Annotated in this window: 18 protein-coding genes; 8 read left to right on the top strand and 10 right to left on the bottom strand. The window is 74.3% G+C overall.

The genetic code is table 11. The features are described from left to right. The first annotated feature begins 2 nt into the window (after positions 1-2). Positions 3-731: a lysophospholipid acyltransferase family protein gene (locus IE177_RS09725; RefSeq protein WP_190014791.1), complete on the top strand. Its 729-nt coding sequence runs from the start codon at positions 3-5 to the stop codon at positions 729-731. Between the two features lie 90 nt (positions 732-821). Here IE177_RS09725 and IE177_RS09730 read toward each other — a convergent pair whose 3' ends face one another. The 5 genes from IE177_RS09730 to IE177_RS09750 all read right to left on the bottom strand — a co-directional run bounded on the left by IE177_RS09730 (position 822) and on the right by IE177_RS09750 (position 5,469). Continuing rightward, a complete protein-coding gene (locus IE177_RS09730; protein ID WP_190014792.1) occupies positions 822-1,526 on the bottom strand; it encodes a B3/B4 domain-containing protein in 705 nt (234 codons plus the stop codon). Positions 1,527-1,536: 10 nt separating this feature from the next. After that, complete coding sequence (locus IE177_RS09735; RefSeq protein WP_190014793.1) at positions 1,537-2,130, bottom strand: transglutaminase domain-containing protein; 594 nt, start codon at positions 2,128-2,130, stop codon at positions 1,537-1,539. Between the two features lie 86 nt (positions 2,131-2,216). Beyond that, complete coding sequence (locus tag IE177_RS09740; RefSeq protein WP_190014794.1) at positions 2,217-3,287, bottom strand: threonine aldolase family protein; 1,071 nt, start codon at positions 3,285-3,287, stop codon at positions 2,217-2,219. Beyond that, positions 3,284-4,033, bottom strand: coding sequence for an SDR family NAD(P)-dependent oxidoreductase (locus IE177_RS09745; RefSeq protein WP_190014795.1), 750 nt, complete (start codon positions 4,031-4,033; stop codon positions 3,284-3,286). The genes IE177_RS09740 and IE177_RS09745 overlap by 4 nt, the downstream gene beginning before the upstream one ends. A 38-nt stretch (positions 4,034-4,071) precedes the next feature. Further along, on the bottom strand, positions 4,072-5,469 hold the full coding sequence (locus IE177_RS09750) for a DUF6421 family protein (protein ID WP_190014796.1): 1,398 nt from the start codon (positions 5,467-5,469) through the stop codon (positions 4,072-4,074). Positions 5,470-5,872: 403 nt separating this feature from the next. Between IE177_RS09750 and IE177_RS09755 the strand changes: the two genes are divergently transcribed. Then, positions 5,873-6,556: a glycerophosphodiester phosphodiesterase gene (locus IE177_RS09755; RefSeq protein ID WP_190014797.1), complete on the top strand. Its 684-nt coding sequence runs from the start codon at positions 5,873-5,875 to the stop codon at positions 6,554-6,556. A 27-nt stretch (positions 6,557-6,583) separates the two neighbouring features. On the opposite strand, the gene IE177_RS09760 is transcribed toward IE177_RS09755, so the two are convergent. Then, positions 6,584-7,123, bottom strand: coding sequence for a GNAT family N-acetyltransferase (locus IE177_RS09760; protein WP_190014798.1), 540 nt, complete (start codon positions 7,121-7,123; stop codon positions 6,584-6,586). A gap of 70 nt (positions 7,124-7,193) precedes the next feature. Here IE177_RS09760 and IE177_RS09765 point away from each other — a divergent pair, with 70 nt between their 5' ends. Continuing rightward, positions 7,194-7,586 (top strand): VOC family protein, encoded by a 393-nt coding sequence (locus IE177_RS09765; protein ID WP_190014799.1) that lies wholly within the window; start codon positions 7,194-7,196, stop codon positions 7,584-7,586. Positions 7,587-8,014: 428 nt separating this feature from the next. Here IE177_RS09765 and IE177_RS09770 read toward each other — a convergent pair whose 3' ends face one another. From IE177_RS09770 to IE177_RS09780, 3 genes are all read right to left on the bottom strand, one after another. After that, positions 8,015-9,316, bottom strand: a complete 1,302-nt coding sequence (locus tag IE177_RS09770) for a cation:proton antiporter domain-containing protein (RefSeq protein WP_190014800.1) — start codon at positions 9,314-9,316, stop codon at positions 8,015-8,017. Between the two features lie 218 nt (positions 9,317-9,534). Further along, the gene (locus IE177_RS09775; RefSeq protein WP_190014801.1) at positions 9,535-10,125 is read right to left on the bottom strand and encodes a MarR family winged helix-turn-helix transcriptional regulator; all 591 of its coding nucleotides are present in this window, start codon (positions 10,123-10,125) and stop codon (positions 9,535-9,537) included. After that, positions 10,122-11,786, bottom strand: a complete 1,665-nt coding sequence (locus IE177_RS09780; protein WP_190014802.1) for an FUSC family protein — start codon at positions 11,784-11,786, stop codon at positions 10,122-10,124. The genes IE177_RS09775 and IE177_RS09780 overlap by 4 nt, the downstream gene beginning before the upstream one ends. A gap of 163 nt (positions 11,787-11,949) precedes the next feature. Here IE177_RS09780 and IE177_RS09785 point away from each other — a divergent pair, with 163 nt between their 5' ends. The 5 genes from IE177_RS09785 to IE177_RS09805 all read left to right on the top strand — a co-directional run bounded on the left by IE177_RS09785 (position 11,950) and on the right by IE177_RS09805 (position 16,586). Then, positions 11,950-12,510 (top strand): DUF5134 domain-containing protein, encoded by a 561-nt coding sequence (locus IE177_RS09785; RefSeq protein ID WP_190014803.1) that lies wholly within the window; start codon positions 11,950-11,952, stop codon positions 12,508-12,510. 362 nt (positions 12,511-12,872) lie between these two features. Beyond that, complete coding sequence (locus IE177_RS09790) at positions 12,873-13,577, top strand: phosphatase PAP2 family protein (protein WP_190014804.1); 705 nt, start codon at positions 12,873-12,875, stop codon at positions 13,575-13,577. A 10-nt stretch (positions 13,578-13,587) separates the two neighbouring features. Beyond that, positions 13,588-14,277: an HAD-IA family hydrolase gene (locus IE177_RS09795; protein ID WP_190014805.1), complete on the top strand. Its 690-nt coding sequence runs from the start codon at positions 13,588-13,590 to the stop codon at positions 14,275-14,277. Positions 14,278-14,454: 177 nt separating this feature from the next. Continuing rightward, entirely contained in the window at positions 14,455-15,135 is a 681-nt protein-coding gene (locus tag IE177_RS09800) for a TetR/AcrR family transcriptional regulator (protein WP_190014806.1), read from the top strand. A gap of 116 nt (positions 15,136-15,251) precedes the next feature. Then, positions 15,252-16,586 (top strand): FAD-dependent oxidoreductase, encoded by a 1,335-nt coding sequence (locus IE177_RS09805; RefSeq protein ID WP_190014807.1) that lies wholly within the window; start codon positions 15,252-15,254, stop codon positions 16,584-16,586. 323 nt (positions 16,587-16,909) lie between these two features. Here the strand turns inward: IE177_RS09805 and IE177_RS09810 are convergent, their stop codons facing one another. Beyond that, complete coding sequence (locus IE177_RS09810; protein ID WP_190014808.1) at positions 16,910-21,217, bottom strand: cation-translocating P-type ATPase; 4,308 nt, start codon at positions 21,215-21,217, stop codon at positions 16,910-16,912. Between the last annotated feature and the right edge of the window lie 8 nt (positions 21,218-21,225).

Genomic DNA, 21,225 nt, shown 5'->3' on the forward strand with positions numbered 1-21,225 from the left:
CCATGGCAGAGCTGGTCTACCGTCCCGTCATCGGTTTCGCCAAGACGATGTTCAAGGTCTGGGACCTGAAGATCGACTGCCAGGGGTCGGAGAACATCCCGCGCTCGGGCGGCGCCGTGCTGGTGAGCAACCACATCAGCTACCTGGACTTCATCTTCAACGGCCTCGCGGCGCTGCCGCAGAAGCGCCTGGTGCGCTTCATGGCGAAGGAGTCCGTCTTCCGCCACAAGGTCTCGGGCCCGCTGATGCGCGCGATGAAGCACATCCCGGTGGACCGCAAGCAGGGCGAGGCGGCCTACGCCCACGCGCTGGACTCGCTGCGTTCCGGCGAGATCATCGGCGTCTTCCCGGAGGCCACGATCTCGCAGTCCTTCACGCTGAAGAGCTTCAAGTCCGGTGCGGCACGGCTCGCCCAGGAGGCGGGCGTCCCGCTGGTCCCGATGGCGGTGTGGGGCACGCAGCGGCTGTGGACCAAGGGGCACCCGCGCAACTTCAAGCGCAGCCACACGCCGGTCACGATCCGGGTCGGCGAGGCGGTCGAGGCCCCGCGCGACCAGTACGCCGGCGCCATAACACGTCGTCTGCGCGAGCGCGTCCAGGAGCTGCTCGAGGCCGCCCAGCGTGCCTACCCCACGCGTCCCAAGGGCGCGGAGGACTCCTGGTGGCTGCCGGCCCACCTCGGCGGTACGGCGCCGACGGTGGAGCAGCTGCGCGCGGCCGAGGCCCACTGACGCGCCTGCCTCCCGCGCCCGGGTCCGCGGCCACGGGCCGCCGCCACCGCCCTCCGGCCGGTGGGGCCGGCAGGCGGTCAGGGGCGGCGGTCAGGCGGCGGCGGACATCGGGTCGTGCACCTGGACGCGTGCCCCCGGGCTGAACTTCTCCAGGAGGGCGGCGAGTTCGGCACCGGCCGCCACCGCCTCGGCGACCGGCAGCGGCGCGAGGGTCTCCAGCAGGAAGATGCCGGACGTCGTCTCCTCGGTGAGCCGGGTGCGTGGACCCTGGCGCCAGTTCCAGCGGCGGCAGGTCACGCCGGTGTCGTCGCACCACACCACCTCGCCGGCGTCCGGGTGCTCGACGGTCTCCTCGCCTCCGGCCACCATGACGAAGTCCTCGTCCCCCCGGGCGCGCACCAGCCGCATGCCGCCCCGGACGCGGTCGAGGTCCTCGCCGCCGACCGGGATCAGGTGGGCGACGCTGACGGCGTTGTAAAGGTCCACCAGCAGGTTGATCCGGGGCAGGCCGGCGTCCGAGAGGGCGCGCTTGGCCAGGGCCTCGGCCGAGTTACGGGTGCGTGAGGGCTTGGAGCCGAAAGCGGCGTAGGTCTCACGCCAGGCGGCGATGTGCGGGTCCTCGTGGGGCGCGCGTCCGTCCAGGCGGGCGGCGAGACGGCGGGCGGCCGTGTCGAGCAGCGCCGAACTCTCCTCGGTGCTGGGCCAGTTGACGAGATCGTAGGCTTCGATCGCCACATGGGTGAAGCCGGGCGCGAGGGCCCGGACCTCGTCGGACACGGTGAGCGTGAACGTCATCTGACTCGCCTCAGAGTGCGTCGGGAAGCGTCTTCCACAGGTGCGGCCGGTCCCGGGCGTCGCGCAGCGCTTCCAGGACGGCCGGATGAGGTTCAGCGTACAGGACCGGATAGTCCATCTCATTGGACGCGGAGTCCGGGATCCACGCCAGCCGCTCGCCGTCCAGGGAGAACCGGGCATCCACGCCGGGCTTGTTCCCGCGGGGGTCCTGGCGGTGCCAGGCGCCGTTGAAGCGGACGGCGACCAGCCCGTGCACGGCATGGCCGCTGCCGTCGTCGTGCAGGAGGCGCTGATAGCACAGGGCCGTGGGGATGTCCTCGGCGCGCAGGAGGGCGGCGAGCGCGTGCGCCTTGGCGTGGCAGATGCCGGTGCGCCGGGCCAGCACGTCGGAGGCGCGCCAGGTGACGCGCAAGTCGCCGCTGTCGGCGGAGTGCGGGATGGTGTCGCGCACGAAATCGTACGCCGCTCGCGCATAGGCATACGAGTCCGCGACACCGTCGGCCAGGCGGGCCGCGGTGTCCCGGACGAGCGGATGCTCGTGGTCGATGGCCTCACCGGCGGCCAGATACGCGGACAGGTCGGCGGTTTCCTGGATCAGCTCCATGCCCGCAGAGCATAGGAACGCGATCACCCGATAGTCAATGACTTTTCAGGTGACCGCATACCTATGCAATCTTGGGTCCAGCGCGGCTAACGCGCCATCTCCTCCTTCAGTGCCGCCACAAAGGTGTCGACATCGTCCTCGGTGGTGTCGAAGGAGCACATCCAGCGCACCACCCCGGCGTTCTCGTCCCAGAAGTAGAACCGGAACCGCTTCTGCAGCCGCTCGCTCACGTCATGCGGAAGCTTGGCGAAGACGCCGTTGGCCTGCACCGGGTAGAGGATCTCCACACCGTGCACCGCGCGCACGCCCTCGGCGAGCCGCTGGGCCATCTCGTTGGCGTGCCGGGCGTTGCGCAGCCACAGGTCCTTGGCGAGCAGCGCCTCCAGCTGCACCGAGACGAAGCGCATCTTCGAGGCGAGCTGCATGGACAGCTTGCGCAGGTGCTTCATCCGCCGCACCGCGTCCTGGTTGATGACGACGACCGCCTCGCCGAACAGCGCGCCGTTCTTCGTCCCGCCCAGGGAGAGGATGTCCACGCCGACCGCGTTGGTGAACGTGCGCATGGGCACGTTCAGGGACGCGGCCGCGTTGGCTATCCGGGAGCCGTCCAGGTGCACCTTCATGCCGTGCGCGTGGGCGTGCTCGCAGATCGCCCGGATCTCCTCGGGCGTGTAGAGCGTGCCCAGCTCCGTGCTCTGGGTGATCGACACCACCTGCGGCATCGCGCGGTGCTCGTCCTCCCAGCCCCAGGCCTGCCGGTCGATCAGCTCGGGGGTGAGCTTGCCGTCGGGCGTGGGGACGGTGAGCAGCTTCAGGCCGCCCATGCGCTCGGGCGCGCCGCCCTCGTCGACGTTGATGTGCGCGCTCTCCGCGCAGATCACGGCGCCCCAGCGGTCGGTGACCGCCTGGAGCGCGACCACGTTCGCGCCGGTGCCGTTGAAGACCGGGAAGGCCTCCGCGGTGGCACCGAAGTGGCTGCGGATGATCCGCTGGAGGTTCTCGGTGTAGTCGTCCTCGCCGTAGGCCACCTGGTGACCGCCGTTCGCCAGGGCGATGGCGACCAGGATCTCCGGGTGGGCTCCGGCGTAGTTGTCACTGGCGAAACCGCGGACCTCCGGGTCGTGGTGACGACGCGCGTCGGTCCTGGGAGGGTTCACGGCTTCTCGGTCAGCCACAGACGGTTTCCGTTCACTTCGGCGGCGGACTTGCTCCAGACGCCCTCGATGGCCTCGGCCAGGTCCTTGACGTCCGTGAAGCCCGCGAACTTCGCGTTGGGGCGTTCGGCGCGCATCGCGTCGTGCACCAGCGCCTTCACCACCAGGATCGTAGCCGCCGAGTGCGGACCCTCCTCACCCCCCGCCTTGCGGAAGCCGTCGGCCATGGCGAGCGTCCACGCCTCGGCGGCGGCCTTGGCCGCCGAGTACGCGGCGTTGCCCGCCGTCGGCTTCGAGGCGCCTGCCGCGCTGGTGAGGACGTAGCGTCCACGGTCACTGCGCTGCAGGACGTCGAAGAAGGCCAGGGAGGTGTGCTGGACGGTGCGGACCAGCAGCTTCTCCAGCAGGTCCCAGTCCGCGAGGTCGGTCTCGGCGAAGTTGGCGCTGCCGCGCCAGCCGCCGACGAGATGGACCAGGCCGTCGACGCGGCCGTGGTCCTTCTCGATGCGCGCGGCCCAGTCACGGGCCGACTGCAGGTCGAGCAGGTCGACCGTCTCGCCGGTGACCGTGGCGCCGCCGCGGGCGTAGCGCGCCGCGTCCACGGCCTCCGCCAGACGCTCCGGATTGTTGTCGGCACCGACGACGACCGCGCCCGCCTCGGCGAGACGCACCAGCGTCGCGTGTCCGGCGGGACCACCCGCACCGGCCACCGCGATCACCGCACCACTGAGAGACCCGTTCCCCACCATGTTCTTCCCCTCTTGAGCAGTGTTCCTGAGGCCGTCGCTCACGCGGCGAGCCGCTCGGCGCCGTCCGCGGTGATGCCCTTGGTGGAGGCGATCACGTTCTTCAGCTTCTTGGACAGGGCCTCATAGAACATGCTCAGCGGAAACTCGTCCGGAAGCACGTCGTCCACGAGCTTGCGCGGCGGCTGGGCGAGGTCCAGGGCCTCCGGGCCCTTGGCCCACTTGGAGCCGGGGTGCGGGGCGAGGTAGGTCGAGACCAGCTCGTAGCCGGCGAACCAGTGCACCAGCTTCGGGCGGTCGATGCCGTCCCGGTAGAGCTTCTCGATCTCGGCGCACAGCTGGTTGGTGACCTGCGGGGCGCGCTCCCAGTCGATCGAGAGCTTGTTGTCGGTCCAGCGGACGACGTCGTGCTTGTGCAGGTACGCGAAGAGCAGCTGGCCGCCGAGGCCGTCGTAGTTGCGGTTGCGGTCACCGGTGACCGGGAAGCGGAACATGCGGTCGAAGAGCACCGCGTACTGCACGTCACGGGCCTGCGGCACACCGTCCGCCTGGAGCCGCACGGCCTCCTTGAAGGCGGTGAGGTCGCAGCGCAGCTCCTCCAGGCCGTACATCCAGAACGGCTGGCGCTGCTTGATCATGAACGGGTCGAACGGCAGGTCGCCGTGGCTGTGGGTGCGGTCGTGGACCATGTCCCACAGGACGAAGGCCTCCTCGCAGCGCTTCTGGTCGTGGACCATGGCGGCGATGTCCTCGGGCAGCTCCAGACCCAGCAGGTCCACGGCCGCGTCGGTGACCCGGCGGAAGCGGGCGGCCTCGCGGTCGCAGAAGATGCCACCCCAGGAGAAACGTTCCGGCGCCTCGCGCACGGCGATGGTCTCCGGGAACAGCACGGCGGAGTTGGTGTCGTAGCCCGCGGTGAAGTCCTCGAACGTGATGCCGCAGAACAGCGGGTTGTCGTAGCGGGTGCGCTCCAGCTCGGCCAGCCACTCGGGCCAGACCATCCGCAGCACGACCGCCTCCAGGTTGCGGTCCGGGTTGCCGTTCTGCGTGTACATCGGGAAGACGACCAGGTGCTGCAGGCCGTCCGCACGGTTCGCGGCGGGGTTGAAGGCCAGCAGGGAGTCCAGGAAGTCGGGCACCTGGAAGCCGCCCTCGGCCCAGCGGCCCAGGTCCTTCACGAGGGCCTCGTGGTAGGCCGCGTCGTGCGGCAGCAGCGGGGAGAGCTGCCCGACCGCGTCCACGACACGCTCGACGGCGGCGACGGCGTCGGCCCTCCGCGGCGCGCCCTCGGCCTCGAAGTCGATCGATCCGTCCCTCGACTGCCATGGCCGGATCCGCTCCACGGCATCCTTGAGCACGGCCCAGGCCGGGTGCTCAACCACCCTGGTCAGCGAAGGAACCTGCTCCTCCGCACCGGCCTGCACAAGAATTTCCGTCATGTCCCATCCTCCACGGGAGAACCTCGCGTATGGACACCGTATGCATACCCCGTTTCTCTCAGCAAGAGCTGGCCCGGGAAATTTTGCTGCTGCGACCCTTGGTCACCGACATTTTTCCTGCCTCAAACCGTGACGGCGCTCACTTTCATTGCGGCTAAGCATGGGGCGAAACGGTCGTCATCCGGTCGAACCGGACAGTCAAGGGAAGTGGGGACGCGCCCACCTCAGGGTGACGGCCGGGGCGGATACCGGCCAGGCGGCGCCCGGCGCGTGCCCCGATCCCGCGCGCACATGCGGAGTCATCGCGGGTCCCGGCCATTAGGCTGCGATCCTGCCCGCGCGGACGACGGCGTCCGCCCGTCACGCGCGTGCCGATCCGCCGTCGACGGAAGCGAGTCGAACCTTGAACTTCCTTACCATCGGTCACCGCGGGGTCATGGGTGTCGAGCCCGAGAACACCCTTCGTTCCTTCGTCGCCGCGCAGCACGCCGGCCTGGACCTGATCGAACTCGATCTGCACCTGAGCAAGGACGGCGCGCTCGTCGTCATGCACGACGCGGAGGTGGACCGGACGACCGACGGCACCGGGCCGATCGCCGAGAAGACACTCGCCGAGCTGCGCGCCCTGGACGCGGGACGCGGGGAGCGGGTGCCGGTGTTCGAGGAGGTGCTGGACGCGGTGAGCACGCCCCTGCAGGCCGAGATCAAGGACGTCGCCGCGGCCCGGGCCCTGGCCGAGGTGATGCACCGGCGGGACCTCGTCGGGCGCGTGGAGGTGTCCTCGTTCCACGACGAGGCGGTCGCCGAGATCGCCCGGCTGGTGCCGGGCGTGCGCACCGCACTGGTCGCCAGCCGCTACGGCACCGACGTCGTGGACCGCGCCGTCGCCGCCGGGGCCCCGACCGTCTGTCTGAACATCCGCCGGCTCACCCTGGAGATCGTCGAGCACGCGCGCGCGTCCGGGCTGCGGATCATCGGCTGGGTGGTCAACACCCAGGAGCACCTGCGGCTGGTGCGCGCCCTGGAGCTGGACGCGGCCACGACCGACTATCCGGAGATCAAGCGCACGGGCCGCTTCACCGCGTGACCCGGCGCCCGCTCTGCGGCGCGCAGGTCAGGCCAGCGGCTTGACCAGCAGCTCGAACTCCAGGTCGGCACGCTGCGGGATGCCGAAGCGTTCGTCGCCGTACGGGAAGGGGGACGTCTTTCCCGTACGGCGGTACCCGCGGCGCTCGTACCAGGCGATCAGGTCGTGGCGCACCGAGATCACCGTCATGTGCATCTCCGTGGCGCCCCAGGTCTCGCGGGCCAGGCGTTCCGCCTCCGCGATGACGGTCTTGCCCAGACCCGCGCCCTGCAGGACGGGACTGACCGCGAACATGCCGAAGTAGGCGTGGGCGCCGCGGTGCTCCAGCTGGCAGCAGGCGACGATCCGGCCGTCCTGCTCCACGGTCAGCAGCCTGCTGTCGGGCGACTTGATGACCTCCAGCACGCCTTCGGGGTCGGTCCGCTGCCCTTCCAGGATGTCCGCCTCCGTGGTCCAGCCGGCCCGGCTGTCGTCCCCGCGGTACGCCGACTCGACGAGCGCGACGAGTGCGTCGACGTCTGCGTCGGTGGCGTCACGGAAGGTGAGTCCGGTGGCGGCGGTCTCCATGGGGCTGTCTCCGATCTCGGGCGTGGCTGAGCCAGGGTTGAGCGTAATGCTGCCACTAGGCTCCGGGTGCATGGTGCACGTACTCAGCAGCCGGACACTTCTGCGGCCCGTCGATCCCGAACGTTCCCGCGCCTTCTACGGCGAGCAGCTGGGGCTGCCCGTCTACCGGGAGTTCGGCACGGGCCCCGAACGCGGCACGGTCTACTTCCTCGGCGGTGGCTTCCTGGAGGTGTCCGGCCGCTCCGAGACGCCGGCCGCCCCCGCGATGGCGCTGTGGTTGCAGGTCGAGGACGCGACGGCGGCGCACGAGGAACTGCGGGCGAAGGGCGTCGGGATCGTCCGGCCGCCGGTGAGGGAGCCGTGGGGTCTGGTCGAGATGTGGATCGCCGATCCGGACGGCACCCGGATCGTCCTGGTCGAGGTGCCGGCGGACCATCCCCTGCGGTACCGGCCGGGGCTGTGAGGTCCACGCGCCGTTGACGAGGGCGGCCGCACGTCCGGGCGGAACCCGGGCCGCACGTCAGGGCGGAACCCGGGCCACGGGTTCCGCCGCGCGAGCCGCCGCCGGCAGCCGCGGCCGGCGGCGCCGGAGACGGTCGCTCACGACGCGCCGGGGCCCCGTCCGGGTGGAAGCCGCCATGAGGTCAGCCAGGGTGCGGAACCGCCTCGCGGGTCCGAAGTCGCCGGCTCCCCGGGCCGGTTCAGGCTGGGACACCGGTCACCGGAGCGCCACGGCCGCGACCACGGGCAGGCGGTTTCCATGGCCGGGGACCCATGGCCGGGGGCCCGAGTTCGTGCCGGACGGCCCGCGCCCGGCGGTGCGGCGCGATCCGCGGGCGCGGCGTCCGGGGATCGGACGGACGTCACGACGGGGGCCCGAGGCCCCGTCGGTCACGCCGGGCTCGCGGGGCCGCTCGCTCGCTGGGGCGAGTCGGTGAGTCCGAGGGACCCGGCGGGTGCGTCCGGTCCCGCCCCGGTGGCGTCGTGGCCGGTGGGCCGCCCGAGCAGCCAGGTCAGCAGCGGGCCGGCCATCGCCGTCGTCACCACGGCCATGACGACCATCAGCGAGTACAGCTCCTGACGGAGGAAGCCCAGTTGCAGACCGACGTTCAGGACGATGAGTTCGGTCAGGCCGCGGGTGTTCATCAGCGTGGCGAGCGCGGCCGACTGCCTCACCGGCATCCGGTTCAGGCGGGCGGCGGCGAACGCTCCGGCGAACTTCCCGCCCACGGCCACCAGCAGGATCAGCCCGAGGTCCCCGAGCCCGCTCGCGTCGATCCCGGAGAGGTCGACCTTGAGGCCGGCGACCAGGAAGAACACCGGCAGGAGCAGGGTGCCGCTCATCTCGCCGAGGCGCTCGTGCACCTCACGGCGCAGCCGTTCGGTGCCGGTGCGCGGGAGGACGACGCCGAAGAGGAACGCGCCGAAGATGTAGTGCAGGCCCAGCCACTCGGTGGCGGCGGCGGACAGCAGCAGCCCGGCCAGGACGCAGGCGAGGACGGTCGGGGTGAGCCGCTGCAGGGCCCGGCGTTCCGCCAGCCTGCGCAGTGCCGGGCGCAGCACGAGAAGCATGCCGAGCAGGTAGGGGACGGCGAGCAGGATCCGCCACTGGTCGGGGCCCGCCGAACCGCTGATCGCGACCACGGCCGCGAGCAGGGACCAGGCGAGGACGTCGTCGATGGAGGCGCAGGCCAGCGCCACCACGCCCAGGGGGGTGCGGACCATGCCCCGGTCGGTGAGGATCCTGGCCAGCACCGGGAACGCGGTGATCGACATGGAGATGCCCATGAAGAGCATGAAGGCCGTCTTGTCGTCCGTGCCGTGGTCGTGCGCCAGGTAGAGCCCGAGGGCGGTGCCGAGGCCGAAGGGCAGCAGGATGGAACTCAGGGAGACGAAGGGGGCGATGGCCCCGCTGCCGCGGATCAGCGCGACGTCCCACTCCAGTCCGACGACAAACATGAAGACGGCGACACCGACCGCTGCCAGGGCGCCGAGCAGGGGCCGTGTGTCCTCGGGTAAGAGGGCGTCGGAGACCGCCCCGTGGAAGAGGGTCGGTCCCAGCGCGATGCCGGCGAGGACCTCGCCGATCACCGCGGGCTGGCCCAGCCGCCGGGCCAGGGCGCCGAGCAGTCGCGCGAGGAGCACCATGGCGGCGAGGCCGACGAGGAGTGACGTGGTCTGGTGCGTGGTCATGCGGTCTGTCTCCGTCCGTCGCGCTCCGGCCCGCGGTCTCGTGTGCTGGGCGTGGCGGGGCGGAAAGGGGCAGGTGGGGACGCCTGACCGATGCCGGGACTCGTCCCGCACGTCATGAATATGACAGGCGGGCCTGGGCGTTTTCTAAAGACGCCCACGGCGCGGACGACCGGAGATGCCAGGCACAGGCCCCCAGGTGTGCTGTCCGGACAGCACACCTAGGCGCGCAGCGCCGCCGCCCGGCCCTCCAGACGGCTCAGCAGCTCGGCGAGCAGACCGGCGAGTTCGCCCTGCCCGTCGGGGGCGAGGACGGACAGTACGGCCGTCTCGTAGGCGAGTTGCTCGGGGAGGATGCCGTCCACCAGGTCACGGCCGGCGTCGGTGAGGCGGACGTGGGCCACGCGGCGGTCCCGGGTGTCGCCGCGACGCTCGACCAGCCCGCGTTCGGTCAGCTGCTTGAGCCGCTTGGTGACGGCCGCCCCGGAGGAGAAGGTCTCCCGGGCCAGTTCTCCCGGTGTCAGTTCGTGGCCGGTGCGGCGCAGCGCGCCGAGCAGGTCGAACTCGGCGCGGCTGAGACCGGCCCGGCGCAACGGGGCGTCCTCGGCCTGCTGGAGGAGGGCGGCGCAGCGGTTGATCCGGCCGATGACCTCCATGGGCCCGGTGTCCAGCCGCGGGTGCACGGTGCGCCACTGCCGGACGACGGCGGCGACCGTGTCGCCGCGGGCGGCGCCGGCCGCGGGGCTCGCGTGGGGCGGTCGCGCACCGGTCGCGTCGGCCGCGGGCGCCGACCGGCCGTTCGTCGCCGTCATGGCCGTATGTCCTCCGTCGTCCTGCCGGGGTCGTGGTCCTGCGGAACGAGGCCCTGCCGTCGTACCGTCGCGGCGAGCGTACGGTGTCCGGACCGCTCGGTGAGCACGACCCGCTCCTCCGGCAGGGCGCGCTGCCACCACTCGCCGGAGGCCGCGTCGGCCGTGGCGCGCAGGTCGACCAGGGCCGCGGCGAGGGCGCGGCGGGCGGACTCCAGGGCGCGGGGCGCCGGATGTGGCTCGGCGAGCAGGCGGGCGGTGTTCTCGCGGGCGCGTTCCGCCGTGGTCAGGGCCCGCTCCAGGCGGTCGCCCGCTCGGCGGTTGGTGACGGCGACGGCCGCGGCGAAGCCGACCAGCGCGCCTACGAGGGTGTCCGCGACCCGCTCGGTGATCAGCTGTCCGGTGTCCTGGCTGCGGGCGAACTCGGTGATCAGCAGCGCCATCGGGGTGACGCAGACGGTGCCGAGCCAGTAGTTGCGGCCGATCAGCGCTTCCGCGCCGAAGTTGAGCGCCATGCAGCACAGGACCAGGGCGGCCGGGTGGAGATCGGTGAGCGGGGCCAGGGCGGCGAAGAGGAGGACGCCGAGGAGGTTGCCGACGACGCGCTGGACGCCCCGGCTCCAGGTGAGGGTGATGTTGACCTGGTAGAGGGAGGCCGCGGTGACCAGCGCCCAGTAGGGGCGGCCGACGCCGAACGCGAGGGAGGCGTAGCCGGCCAGCGCGCAGCCGATCGCGGTGCGTGCGGCGAGTGGTGCCAGCGGGGCCAGGCGGTGCCGCAGCGGCCGCTCGGGGAGGGCGAGTTCGGCGGCGACGCCGAGCAGTTCGCCAGCGGATTCGCGCGGGGGCGCGACGCGTGGGACGCGGCCGGTGCCGCGCAGGTCGCGAGCCCACGCGCGCAGCCGCGCGGGGTCGGTGTCGGCGGGTGCGGCGAGGGCGATCTCGGCGCGGACGAGGAGCCGTTCCAGGTCGCGCCGGGTGCGGTCGGGGCGGGCGCCCGCGGCGAGCAGCGACTGCCAGGCGGCGTGGATGGCGGCGGCGCTCGCGGCGCGGGCCCGGGCGTGGCCGTCGGCGGTGCCGCGTGTGTCGGCGTACGCGGCGGCGGCGGCGAGGGCGGACGCGGTGGCGCGGCGCTCGGGCCCGTGCGGGCGGAGCAGGCCGGGCGCCATGCCGACCAGCCAGGCCCAGGCACCGGCGGCGAGGGCCAGCGCGACGTGTCCCGGCACCTGGCCGAGGGTCTGCGGTGCGAACAGCGAGGCGGAGCTGATGAAGGTCAGCACCACGTTCCCGGGCGGTCCGAGGCGGGTCGCGTCGCACACGGCCTTCTGGGCCGCGGCCACCAGCGCGCCGACCGTGACGAGGACGACGGCGTCGGAGGTGAGCGACGCCGCGAGGAGGGACAGGGCGAGGCCGCCGACCATGCCGAGCACCACCCACACCAGGACGCGGGCGCGGGCGGCGTAGGGCCGGTTGTGGGCGTAGAGGGCGCACAGGGACCCGGCCATCGTGTACATGGCGAGGTCGAGGCGGCCGAGTGCCAGCAGGGCCAGGTTCGGCGGGGCTATGGAGGCGACCACGCTCAGCGCGGGCTTGAACCAGATGTCGGAGGGCCGCCCGAGGCGAAGTACTCCGGCGAGGGGAAGACGGCGGGGGGTCGCACTGCTCATACCAACTAATTTAGCATGTGTTTTACTCGTGAAACATTTGCTCGCGCCCTCCGCTCACCGGCTGTGCTCCGCCGAGTGCTCCCCGTGTGCCGCCTTGCGCTCGCGTGCGCTCCGCGTGCCGTGGGCATCGACCCCTGGACCGACGTCCAGCTGGGAGGTGCGCGTGCACGGACCGGTGTCGACCGCCTGGTCGCTGGTCGCCCTGTGTGCGGCGACCGGCGCCTACTGCCTGCTGCGCATGCGCAGCGGCGTCGAGGAACAGCGACGGGCCGCGGGGGGCGAGGCGCTGATGGGCTTCGGCATGGCCGTGATGGCCGTGCCGGCGGCGGTGTACGCGCCGCCGCGGTGGGCCTGGCCGGTGTACGCCGCGGTGTTCGGCGCGGCGGCGCTGCGCGCGCTGTGGTCCGCACGCGCCGGCGCGCACCATCTGCACCACGCGGTGGGCGCGGCGGCCATGGTGTACATGTCCGTGGCCATGGCCGCCGCGCCCACCGCGCACCACGCGCACGGCGCCCCGGGGGTGCCGCCGGTGACCGGCGCCCTCCTCGTCTACTTCATGGGCTACGTGCTGCTCTCGGGCGCCCGGCTGGTGCCCGCCGCCGTCCCCGCGGCCGGGACGGGCAGCGGTGGCGCGCGCGCACGCTGGGGCGACCGCCCGGAGCTCGCCCGGGCGTGCCGGCTGTCCATGGGGATCGGCATGGTGGCGATGCTCCTGGCGATGTGAGCCCCGGACCCCGGCAGCGTCACACGCGGGCGCCGCCTGCGGCGACCCGCGCCGACGACCGTCCCGTGGGCGCCGCCGCGCTCACCGGGCGCCGCCGCACGGGCGCACATCCGGTGGCGGGTGCACCGGCTGCCGGGCCCTGCGGGCCGTCTCCCTCTCCGGCCGCGTCCGGCGGCCGCCGCCGCGCCGGTGCCGGCCGCTGCGCGCGCCGGTGGAACCCGTCCCGGGAGCCGACGCCCGGCTCCGGCCGGCGAGCGGCCACCGGAGGCCGCGGCGGCCGGGCGCCCCGCCGCGAGGGCGCGGCACCCGGCCGCCGTCCGCCGCGCTGGCCCCGTGGGCGCCCGGTCGGCGAGGATCGCGGCATGCACCATCGGCCCGCCGCACCGCCGCCGCGACCGCGCGCGCCGCGCGCCGCGGCCCTCCTGGCCGCCGTCCTCGGCGTGTGTTCCGCCCTGCTGCCGGTCCTCGTCGCCGCCCGGTGGCGCCCGCTGCTCACCCTGGACGGCGGCGTCTCCCGCACGACACACCGCTGGGCGGTGCACGACCGCGGGGTCACGCACGTCTTCCGGGTGCTGACGGACTGGGTCTGGGACCCGCTGACCATGCGCCTGCTCTGCGCGGCCGCCGCGGTGTGGCTGGTGGTGCGGTGGGCCGCCTGGTGGACGGCGGTGTGGCTCGCGGCCACCTGTGCGCTGGCGGCACTCGTGCAGCAGGCCGTGAAGGCCGCCGTCGGACGGCCCCGCCCGGTGTGGACGGATCCCGTCGACTCCGCCCGCTTCGCGGCCTTCCCGTCCGGTCACGCCATGACCGCCACCGTGGTCTGCGGCCTGCTGCTGTGGCTGCTGCGCCGCTTCGGCGCGGGCCGCGTGGTGTGGCGTGCGGCCGTGGCGACGGCGCTGCTCTCGGTGGCGGGGGCGGGGGTGACGCGGGTGTGGCTGGGTGTGCACTGGCCGTCGGACGTGCTCGGCGGCTGGCTGCTCGGAGCGCTGCTGGTGGCGCTGGCCGTGCTGGTGTACGAGTGGCCGCGGGACGGGCGGGACGGGTCGCCGCGGCACCGGCCTGGGTAGAGTCCGGTGCGTGACGGCCGTGCTGTTCGACTTCTCCGGGACGCTGTTTCGCGTCGAGTCCACCGAGTCCTGGCTGCGGGCGGTGCTGCGCGAGACGGGAGTCGCCCTGCCCGAGCACGAACTCGTACAGGCCGCGCGTGCGCTGGAGGCGGCCGGTGCGCTGCCGGGCGGTGCGGCGCCGGTGGAGCTGCCGACGGATCTCGCCGGTGTCTGGGCGGTGCGCGACGAGAGCGCGGAGCTGCACCGGGCCGCCTACACCGGCCTGTCCCGGCGGGTGCGGCTGCCCGACCCCGCGCTGCACGACGCCCTGTACGAGCGGCACATGTCCCCCGCCGCCTGGTCCCCGTACCCGGACGCCGCCGAGGTGCTGCGCTCGTTGCGCGAGCGCGGGATCGGCGTGGGCGTGGTCAGCAACATCGGCTGGGACCTGCGCCCGGTCTTCCGGGAGTACGGACTCGACGCCTGGGTCGACGCGTACGCGCTGTCGTACGAGCACGGGGTGCAGAAGCCGGATCCGCGGCTGTTCTCGGTCGCCTGCGAGGCGCTGGACGTCGATCCGCGGCAGGTGCTGATGGTCGGCGACAGCAGGGCGGCGGACGGTGGCGCGGCGGCACTCGGCTGCCGTGTGCACTTCGTGGACCACCTTCCGGTGGCGCGACGGCCCGACGCGCTGCGGCCGGTGCTGGACCTGGTGGTCTGAACGAACCGGTCCCGCAGGTCGGGTCCCGGGTGCGGACGGCCCCGGCCGCGCCGTCCGCCTGAGACGATCCCCCGCGTCGCCCCAGACGAACGGCAGCTCTCGACAGGCCCCGCTCGTGGCGGCGCCTCCTGCGGTGAGTATAGTTGGCTGGCAGCCAGTCAACGCAGGAGTTCCAGAATGTCCCCGCGCAGCGCCTCCGTCAACGAAGAGTTGCGACGGCGTTCCAGAGAGCGGCTGCTGCAGGCCGCCGTGGAACTGGTCGACGAGCACGGCTACGACGCCACGACGCTCGGCGCCATCGCGGACCGGGCCGGTTCGGCGCGCGGACTGGTCTCCTACTACTTCCCGGGCAAGCGGCAGTTGCTGCAGTCCGCGGTGCACCGGCTGATGCACCGCACCCTGGAGGAGGGGCTGGAGCGGGAGCCGCGCACCGACGACGGGCGCGAGCGGCTGGCGCGGGCCATCGACGCGATCCTGGGCCTCGCCCGGGACCGGCCTGTGCTCATGCGCCAGCACATGGCGGGGCTGCTCCAGGCGGAGGGCTTCGTGCAGTGCCCGGAGCAGCGGCGGCTGTCGGAGCTGCTCAGCGACACCGTCGCCCGGTACGGCTCCCAGGACGTCCCGGCCGACTATCCGATGCTGCGGGCCCTGCTGATGGGAGCGGTCTTCGCGGCCCTGGTGCCGGGCGTGCCGATGCCCGTCCCGGCGCTGCGGGCGGAACTGTTCGAGCGGTACGGGCTCGACTGGGAGCTGGGCGTACCGCCGGACGCCGGCACGGCCGGGGACCGGGAGGCGGAGGCCCGGCACCGGGATCTGTCCCGGTTCTTCGCGACGGAGGAACGGCCGAGCCGCTCCTGACGGGCCCGCTCCCCGATGCGCGCCCGGATCACCCCACCGGCCCCTGCCCCGGCGGGCCCTGCGGTGCCATGCTGGAGCCGTCCGCACACCATCTCCTTCGGGCAGGGAGTTCCGCCGTGCTGCGTGTCGCCGTCGTCGGTTCCGGGCCGAGCGGGTGCTACACCGCCCAGAGCCTGGTCCAGCTGGACTCCGAGGTGCACGTCGACGTCCTGGACCGGTTGCCGTGCCCGTTCGGCCTGGTCCGCTACGGCGTCGCCCCGGACCACGAGAAGATCAAGTCGCTGCAGGGCAGCCTGCGCGGCGTGCTCGAGCACGAGCGGGTGCGGTTCCTCGGCGGGGTCCGGGTGGGCGGACCGGGCGGACTGCCGGTGGAACGGCTGCGGGAGCTGTACCACGCGGTGGTGTACTGCGTGGGCGCCGCCGCCGACCGCAGGCTGGGCATCCCGGGCGAGGAGCTGCCGGGCAGCTGGTCGGCGACCGAGTTCGTGTCCTGGTACAGCGCCCACCCGGACGCGGCAGACGCCGGATTCCTGCGCGGAGTGCGTTCCGCGGTGGTCGTCGGGGTCGGCAACGTCGCGGTGGACGTCACGCGGATGCTGGTCCGCGGTGCCGCGGAGCTGCGTCCCACGGACATCCCGCAGGCGGCGCTGGACACCCTGACGGCGAGTGGGATCGGCGAGGTGCAGATGGTGGGCCGCCGCGGCCCCGCGCAGGCCCGCTTCACCACCAAGGAGCTGCGCGAGCTGGGCGCCCTGCCCGGCGCCGCGGTGGTCGTGGATCCGGGCGACCTGGCCCTGGACCCGGTCGACGACGCCGCCCTCCCGGCCGTGACGCGCCGCAACGTGGAGGTGCTGCGCGGCTGGGCGGCGCGGCCCCCGGCGGCCGGCGGCCGGCACATCCGGCTGCGGTTCTTCCTGCGGCCCGTCGAACTGCTCGCGGACGGGGGCCGGGTGGGCGCGGTGCGCTTCGAACGGACGGCGCCGGACGGGCGCGGCGGTGTGACGGGAACGGGCCGGTACGAGGACGTCCCCGCCCAGTTGGTGCTCCGGTCGGTCGGCTACCGCGGGGTGCCCCTGGAGGGGCTGCCCTTCGACCCGGCGACCGGCACGGTGCCGCACGTCGCGGGGCGTGTGGTGCGCGACGGTGCGCCCTCCGCCGGCGAGTACGTCGCCGGATGGATCAAGCGCGGCCCGACGGGTGTCATCGGCACCAACCGGCCCTGCGCGAAGGAGACGGCGCTCTGCCTGCTCGCCGACGCCCCCGCGCTCGCCCTCGCGGACGTACCGGTGGATCCCCTGGCGGCGCTGCGGGCCGCGGGCATCGAACCCGTCCCCTGGCACGGGTGGCTGTCGATCGAACGGGCCGAGGCGGCGCTGGGGGCGCGGCTGGGGCGCGGCGTGGTCAAACTGGCCGACTGGAGCGCGCTGCTCGGGGCGGCGCGGTCGGCGTGACGGCCGTACCCGGCCCTCCCCACCCACGGCCGGCGTGCCGTCGGGGACCGCCGGCCTGCGACGGTGCGACGGCTGCCGGACAGCCCGCGAAGAGGCCGGCCGTCCAGCCCGACGGGCCGGACCCGGCGCGCCTCTCGCACCCGCACCCGGGATCATCCGCTTCCGGCCTGACTCCCCCGCGCACGCACGGCACGGCCCCGGCGCCGCACCTCGCGCGCGGCGCTCCCCGGGGCTCCCGCACCTGACGCGGGTGCGCGCCTCTCCGCGCGGTCCCCGGCAGAACGGCTTCCGGCCCGGGCGATGAGCCGTCGGCGCGCGCGTCGTCACGTCGGCAGCAGGCGCCCGACGGTCTCCTCCAGGCGGGGCAGGGTCCGCTGCCCCGCCAGGGCCAGGGCGATCGCCGCCACGACTCCCGCCCAGGCGACGGGGCCGAGCGGGGTGCAGCCGACGGCGCGGCTGACGCCCGGGGTCTGGACCACGGCGACCAGGGCGACGGCGGAGCCGAGCGAGGTGACCCGCACCAGGCGGCTGTCGCGCCGGTCCAGGAGGGTCTGCGCCAGCTGGGTGCCGACCACCCCGCACAGTGCCATGGTGCTGGAGCGGCGGGCGGTGCCCGGGGTGAAGCGGCCGATCAGCCAGGCCGTGACCGCACCCAGGCAGGTGGTGAGGGCCCGGTGCCGGATCTGCCGGAGCAGCGGTTCGCCCAGCACGGCGGAGGCGTCCTCCGGGGACCCGCTGCGCGCTCGCACACCGCCCTGGTCCCCGCCCTTCTCCGTCACCGCCACGGCCATCGACGGGAACAGGTCGGTGAAGAGGTTCACCATCAGCATCTGCCGGGTGGACAGCGGCGCCCGTCCGGACAGCAGGGTGCCGAGCATGCCGAAACCGACCTCGCCCGCGTTGCCGCCGATCAGGATGGCGATGGCGTCGGCCACGCTGTGCCACAGGGCGCGCCCCTCGCCGACCGCGTCGATCAGGACCGTCAGGTCGTCGTCGGTGAGGACGATGTCGGCGGCGTTGCGGGCGGCGGCCGAGCCCCTGGCGTTGATGCCGACGCCGATGTCGGCGGCGCGGATGGCCGCGGCGTCGTTGGCGCCGTCGCCGACCATGCCGACCACCCGGCCCGCGTCCCGCAGCGCCTCCACCACCTGCAGCTTCTGCTCGGGCGCCACCCTGGCCACCACGCCCGCGTCGCGCAGCGTGCGCGCCCTGGCCGCCCGGTCGACCGCCGCCAGCTCGTCCCCGGTCACCACCACGGTGTCCTCGGGCCAGCCGAGTTCGGCGGCGATGGCCCGCGCGGTCTGCGGGTGGTCACCGGTGAGCATGACCGGTCGTACCCCTGCCCTGCCCAGGCCGCGCACCAGGGCGTTGGAAGTCTCGCGCGGCACGTCCGACAGGGCCAGCAGCCCCGTGAACTCCAGTTCCCGCAGCGGTTCGTCCAGCACGCCGGCTTCCTCCTCGCGCTCGCCGAGGCGGCGTTCGGCCACCGCGAGCACCCTCAGGCCGTGCCCGGCGAGCGCGTGCGCCGACTCGGACGCGTGTTCCGGCAGACCGGAGCAGGCGGGCAGCACGGTCTCCGGAGCGCCCTTGACAACGAGCAGGGGCGGTCCGTCTCCGGCGCGGCCGACGGCGGCTGCGTATCCGCGCGCGGCCTCGAACGGCAGGCCCGCCTGCTGGATCCAGTCCGGGTCGGGGCCGGCCGCGGCCAGGACGGCCTCGTCGGTGGCGTGCACCGGCCGGTCGGAGCCGCCGTTGAGCTGAGGGCAGGCCCGCGCGGCGGCGCGGATCGTGTCCGCCGACCCGGGTTCGCCGGCCGCGCGCACCGTTCCGTCCGCGCCGGAGGTGCGCACCAGCCGCAGCCGGTTCTCGGTGAGGGTGCCGGTCTTGTCGAAGCAGACGGTGTCCATGCGGCCCAGCGCCTCCAGCGTGCGTGGGGTGCGCACGAGGACGCCGCCGCGGCTCAGCCGCCGGGCCGCGGCCAGCTGCGCGACCGTGGCCACCAGCGGCAGCCCCTCCGGGACGGCCGCCACGGCCACCGCCACACCGCCGCTGACCGCTTCCCGGATGGGAGTGCCGCGCGCCAGCGCCAGACCGGTGACCGCGGCGCCTCCGGCCAGCGTCAGCGGCAGCGCCCTGCGGGTGAGTTCCTGCAGCCGGGCCTGCACGCCGCCCGCCGGGGGTGTGCGGGCGGCGAGGTGGACGGCGCGGGCGGCCTCGGTGCGGTCGCCGGTGTCGACCACGACGGCGCGGGCCTGACCCGCCACCACGGTCGTCCCCTCGAAGACCATGCAGCGCCGGTCGGCGACCAGGGCGTGCGGCGTCGGGTCCGTGTGCTTCTCCACCGGCAGGGACTCACCGGTCAGCGCGGATTCGTCGACCTCCAGGCCCTCCTGCCACAGCAGGCGCCCGTCGGCGGGCACCACGTCGTCCGCCTGGAGCTGGACCACGTCCCCGGGCCGCAGCCCGCCCGCCTCCACGGTGCGGGTTCCGCCGGCCGGCGCCTCGTCCTCGGAGGGCACGAGACGCGCCTTCCGTTTCTGCTCCGCGACCAGTCCGGACAGCGCTCGCTCGGCGCGCAGCCGCTGGATGCCGCCGACGAGGGCGTTCAGGTCGAGGGCGCCGACGACGAGCAGGGCGTCCACGACCGAGCCGAGGATCGCCGACGCCGCGGAGCCGACCGCGAGGACGGGGGTGAGCGGGTCGTGGAGTTCACCGCTGACCGCCCTGCCCAGCCGGTAGGACCAGCGCGCGGGCGCGGCGGCCGGATGCCGGAAGACGCCGGCGCTCTTCTCCTGCACGCGGGTGGTCAGGTCCTCCCAGGGCGTGCTCTCGGCCTCGGGCTGGTGCTCCAGCCGCTCTCGGGCCTCGTCCGGGTCCAGTTCGTGCCAGTGCACGCGCGGCCGCGGGTGCGGGGCGCGGGCCGCCGCCACGCCGAGCGCGGCCCGCGCCCCGGACAGCAGGGCGGCCGCGGCGCCGGCATCGACGGGCGCGTGCCGGAACCCCGGCAGCACGGCGAGGCGGCCGCGGCCGCCCCCGGACTCGCCTACGGCGACGAGCAGCCCGGACAGGGCGGCGCCGGAGCGGGCCAGGGTCTGGGACCTGCGGCCGACCTTCCGGGCCGCGGGAACGGCGGTCAGCATCCGCCACACGTCGGGCAGCCCGTGCAGGGCCAGGACGTCCGCGCCCCACACGACCGCGCCGCCGCGATCGGTGAGGGCGACGGCCACGTCACCGGCGTGCAGACCGGCCAGCACGTCGCGTTCCCCCGCCTCGCGCACGCGGGCGACCGTGAGCACGGCGCCCGCCTCGCCCCGCGCCTCGTGGACGACGTCGTCCAGCGGCCGGCGGGCGTCGACCACCTGGTCGGCGAGCCCGGTGAAGTCCTCCAGGGCGGGGTGGTCCACGACGACGACCCGCAGACCGGCCCGCCGAGCCGCGTCCAGCACCGCCTCGGTCCACGGATCCGGCTCACCGTCCTCGGCGCGCAGCGCACCGGAGTGCAGGACGACCGTGCCGGCCATCTCCAGCTGGCGCAGCCGGTCCGGGTCACGGACCAGCACGCCGGAGCGGGCGAGCGCGGCGCTGAGGACGGCGTGGAAGGCGGCGGGGCCGTAGCGGGCCGCCTTCGGCGACCCGGCGAGCACCGCCTCGGCCGCCTCCGCGGCGTCGTGCTTGACCAGCAGGGTGGCCGCCGCGCCGAGCACGCTGCCGGCGGAGGCGTGGGAGGCGTACTCCTGGGCCGGGGACTCGCGCAGCGGTGGACGCGGCGTGCCCGCCGGGGGGAGGCTGGAACGCCCCGGTGCGCACAGCTCGTCGTGCAGCGTGTCGAAGGCGGCGGCGCGGGCCACCGTCTCGGTCAGCTGGCAGGCCCGCAGGGCGCCGTCGAGCACCAGGGAGGTGGGGGTCTGACCGGCGCCGTGAGCGGCGGCGTTCGCCCAGGCGAGTACGAGGTCCATGCGGTCGGGGCCCAGCCGGCCCCGCAGCCGGGCGCGGAAGCGCGGGTTCTCCCGGAGCAGCGTCACCGCGGCGGTCACCATGCGGGGCGAGGGCGGCAGCCGCAGCGCGTACGCGGCGAGTCCGGCGCCGATGCCGGCGCCGTCGGCGGCGAGGGCTGCCACGGCGGCGCGCACTCCGGCCGGGTCGGCGGGGTGCGTGGTCTCCTCCACGTCGTCCGCGGCCAGGGCCAGTCCGTGCCGCTCGGCCAGCTCCGCGGCGTGGTCGAGGACGTGGTCGGCGGCCTCCGCCTCGGTCGCGGTCACGACCAGGCGGGCCAGTCCCTCGTCCCAGTAGGCGAGGAGGACGTCGGGTCGTTCGGCGAGGCTCTCGGCCACCCGTCGGGCGAGGTGTGCCGTGCCGCCCGCGCGCCGTACCGCCTCGTGCTCCAGGGGCCGCAGGGACAGGTGGGCGCGGGCACCGGCCCGCCAGTGGTCGCCGGCGCCGGGCCGGGCGTTGCGGGCGACGCGTGCCACCCGCACAGCGGCGTCGGCACCGCGCACCCCGGCGCGTGCCGCACTAGCGGCGGCTCCCGCGGCCAGCCCGGCGGCCGGCGCCGCCGCTCGCGCCAGGAGCCGTGGTGCCGCGGGCAGCAGGCGTACGGCGGCAGCGGGTGCCGTCAGCAGACCGAGCGCCATGACTGTCC

Origin of the sequence: Streptomyces lucensis JCM 4490, assembly GCF_014650035.1 — a bacterium.
In the GTDB taxonomy this organism is placed as follows: domain Bacteria; phylum Actinomycetota; class Actinomycetes; order Streptomycetales; family Streptomycetaceae; genus Streptomyces; species Streptomyces lucensis.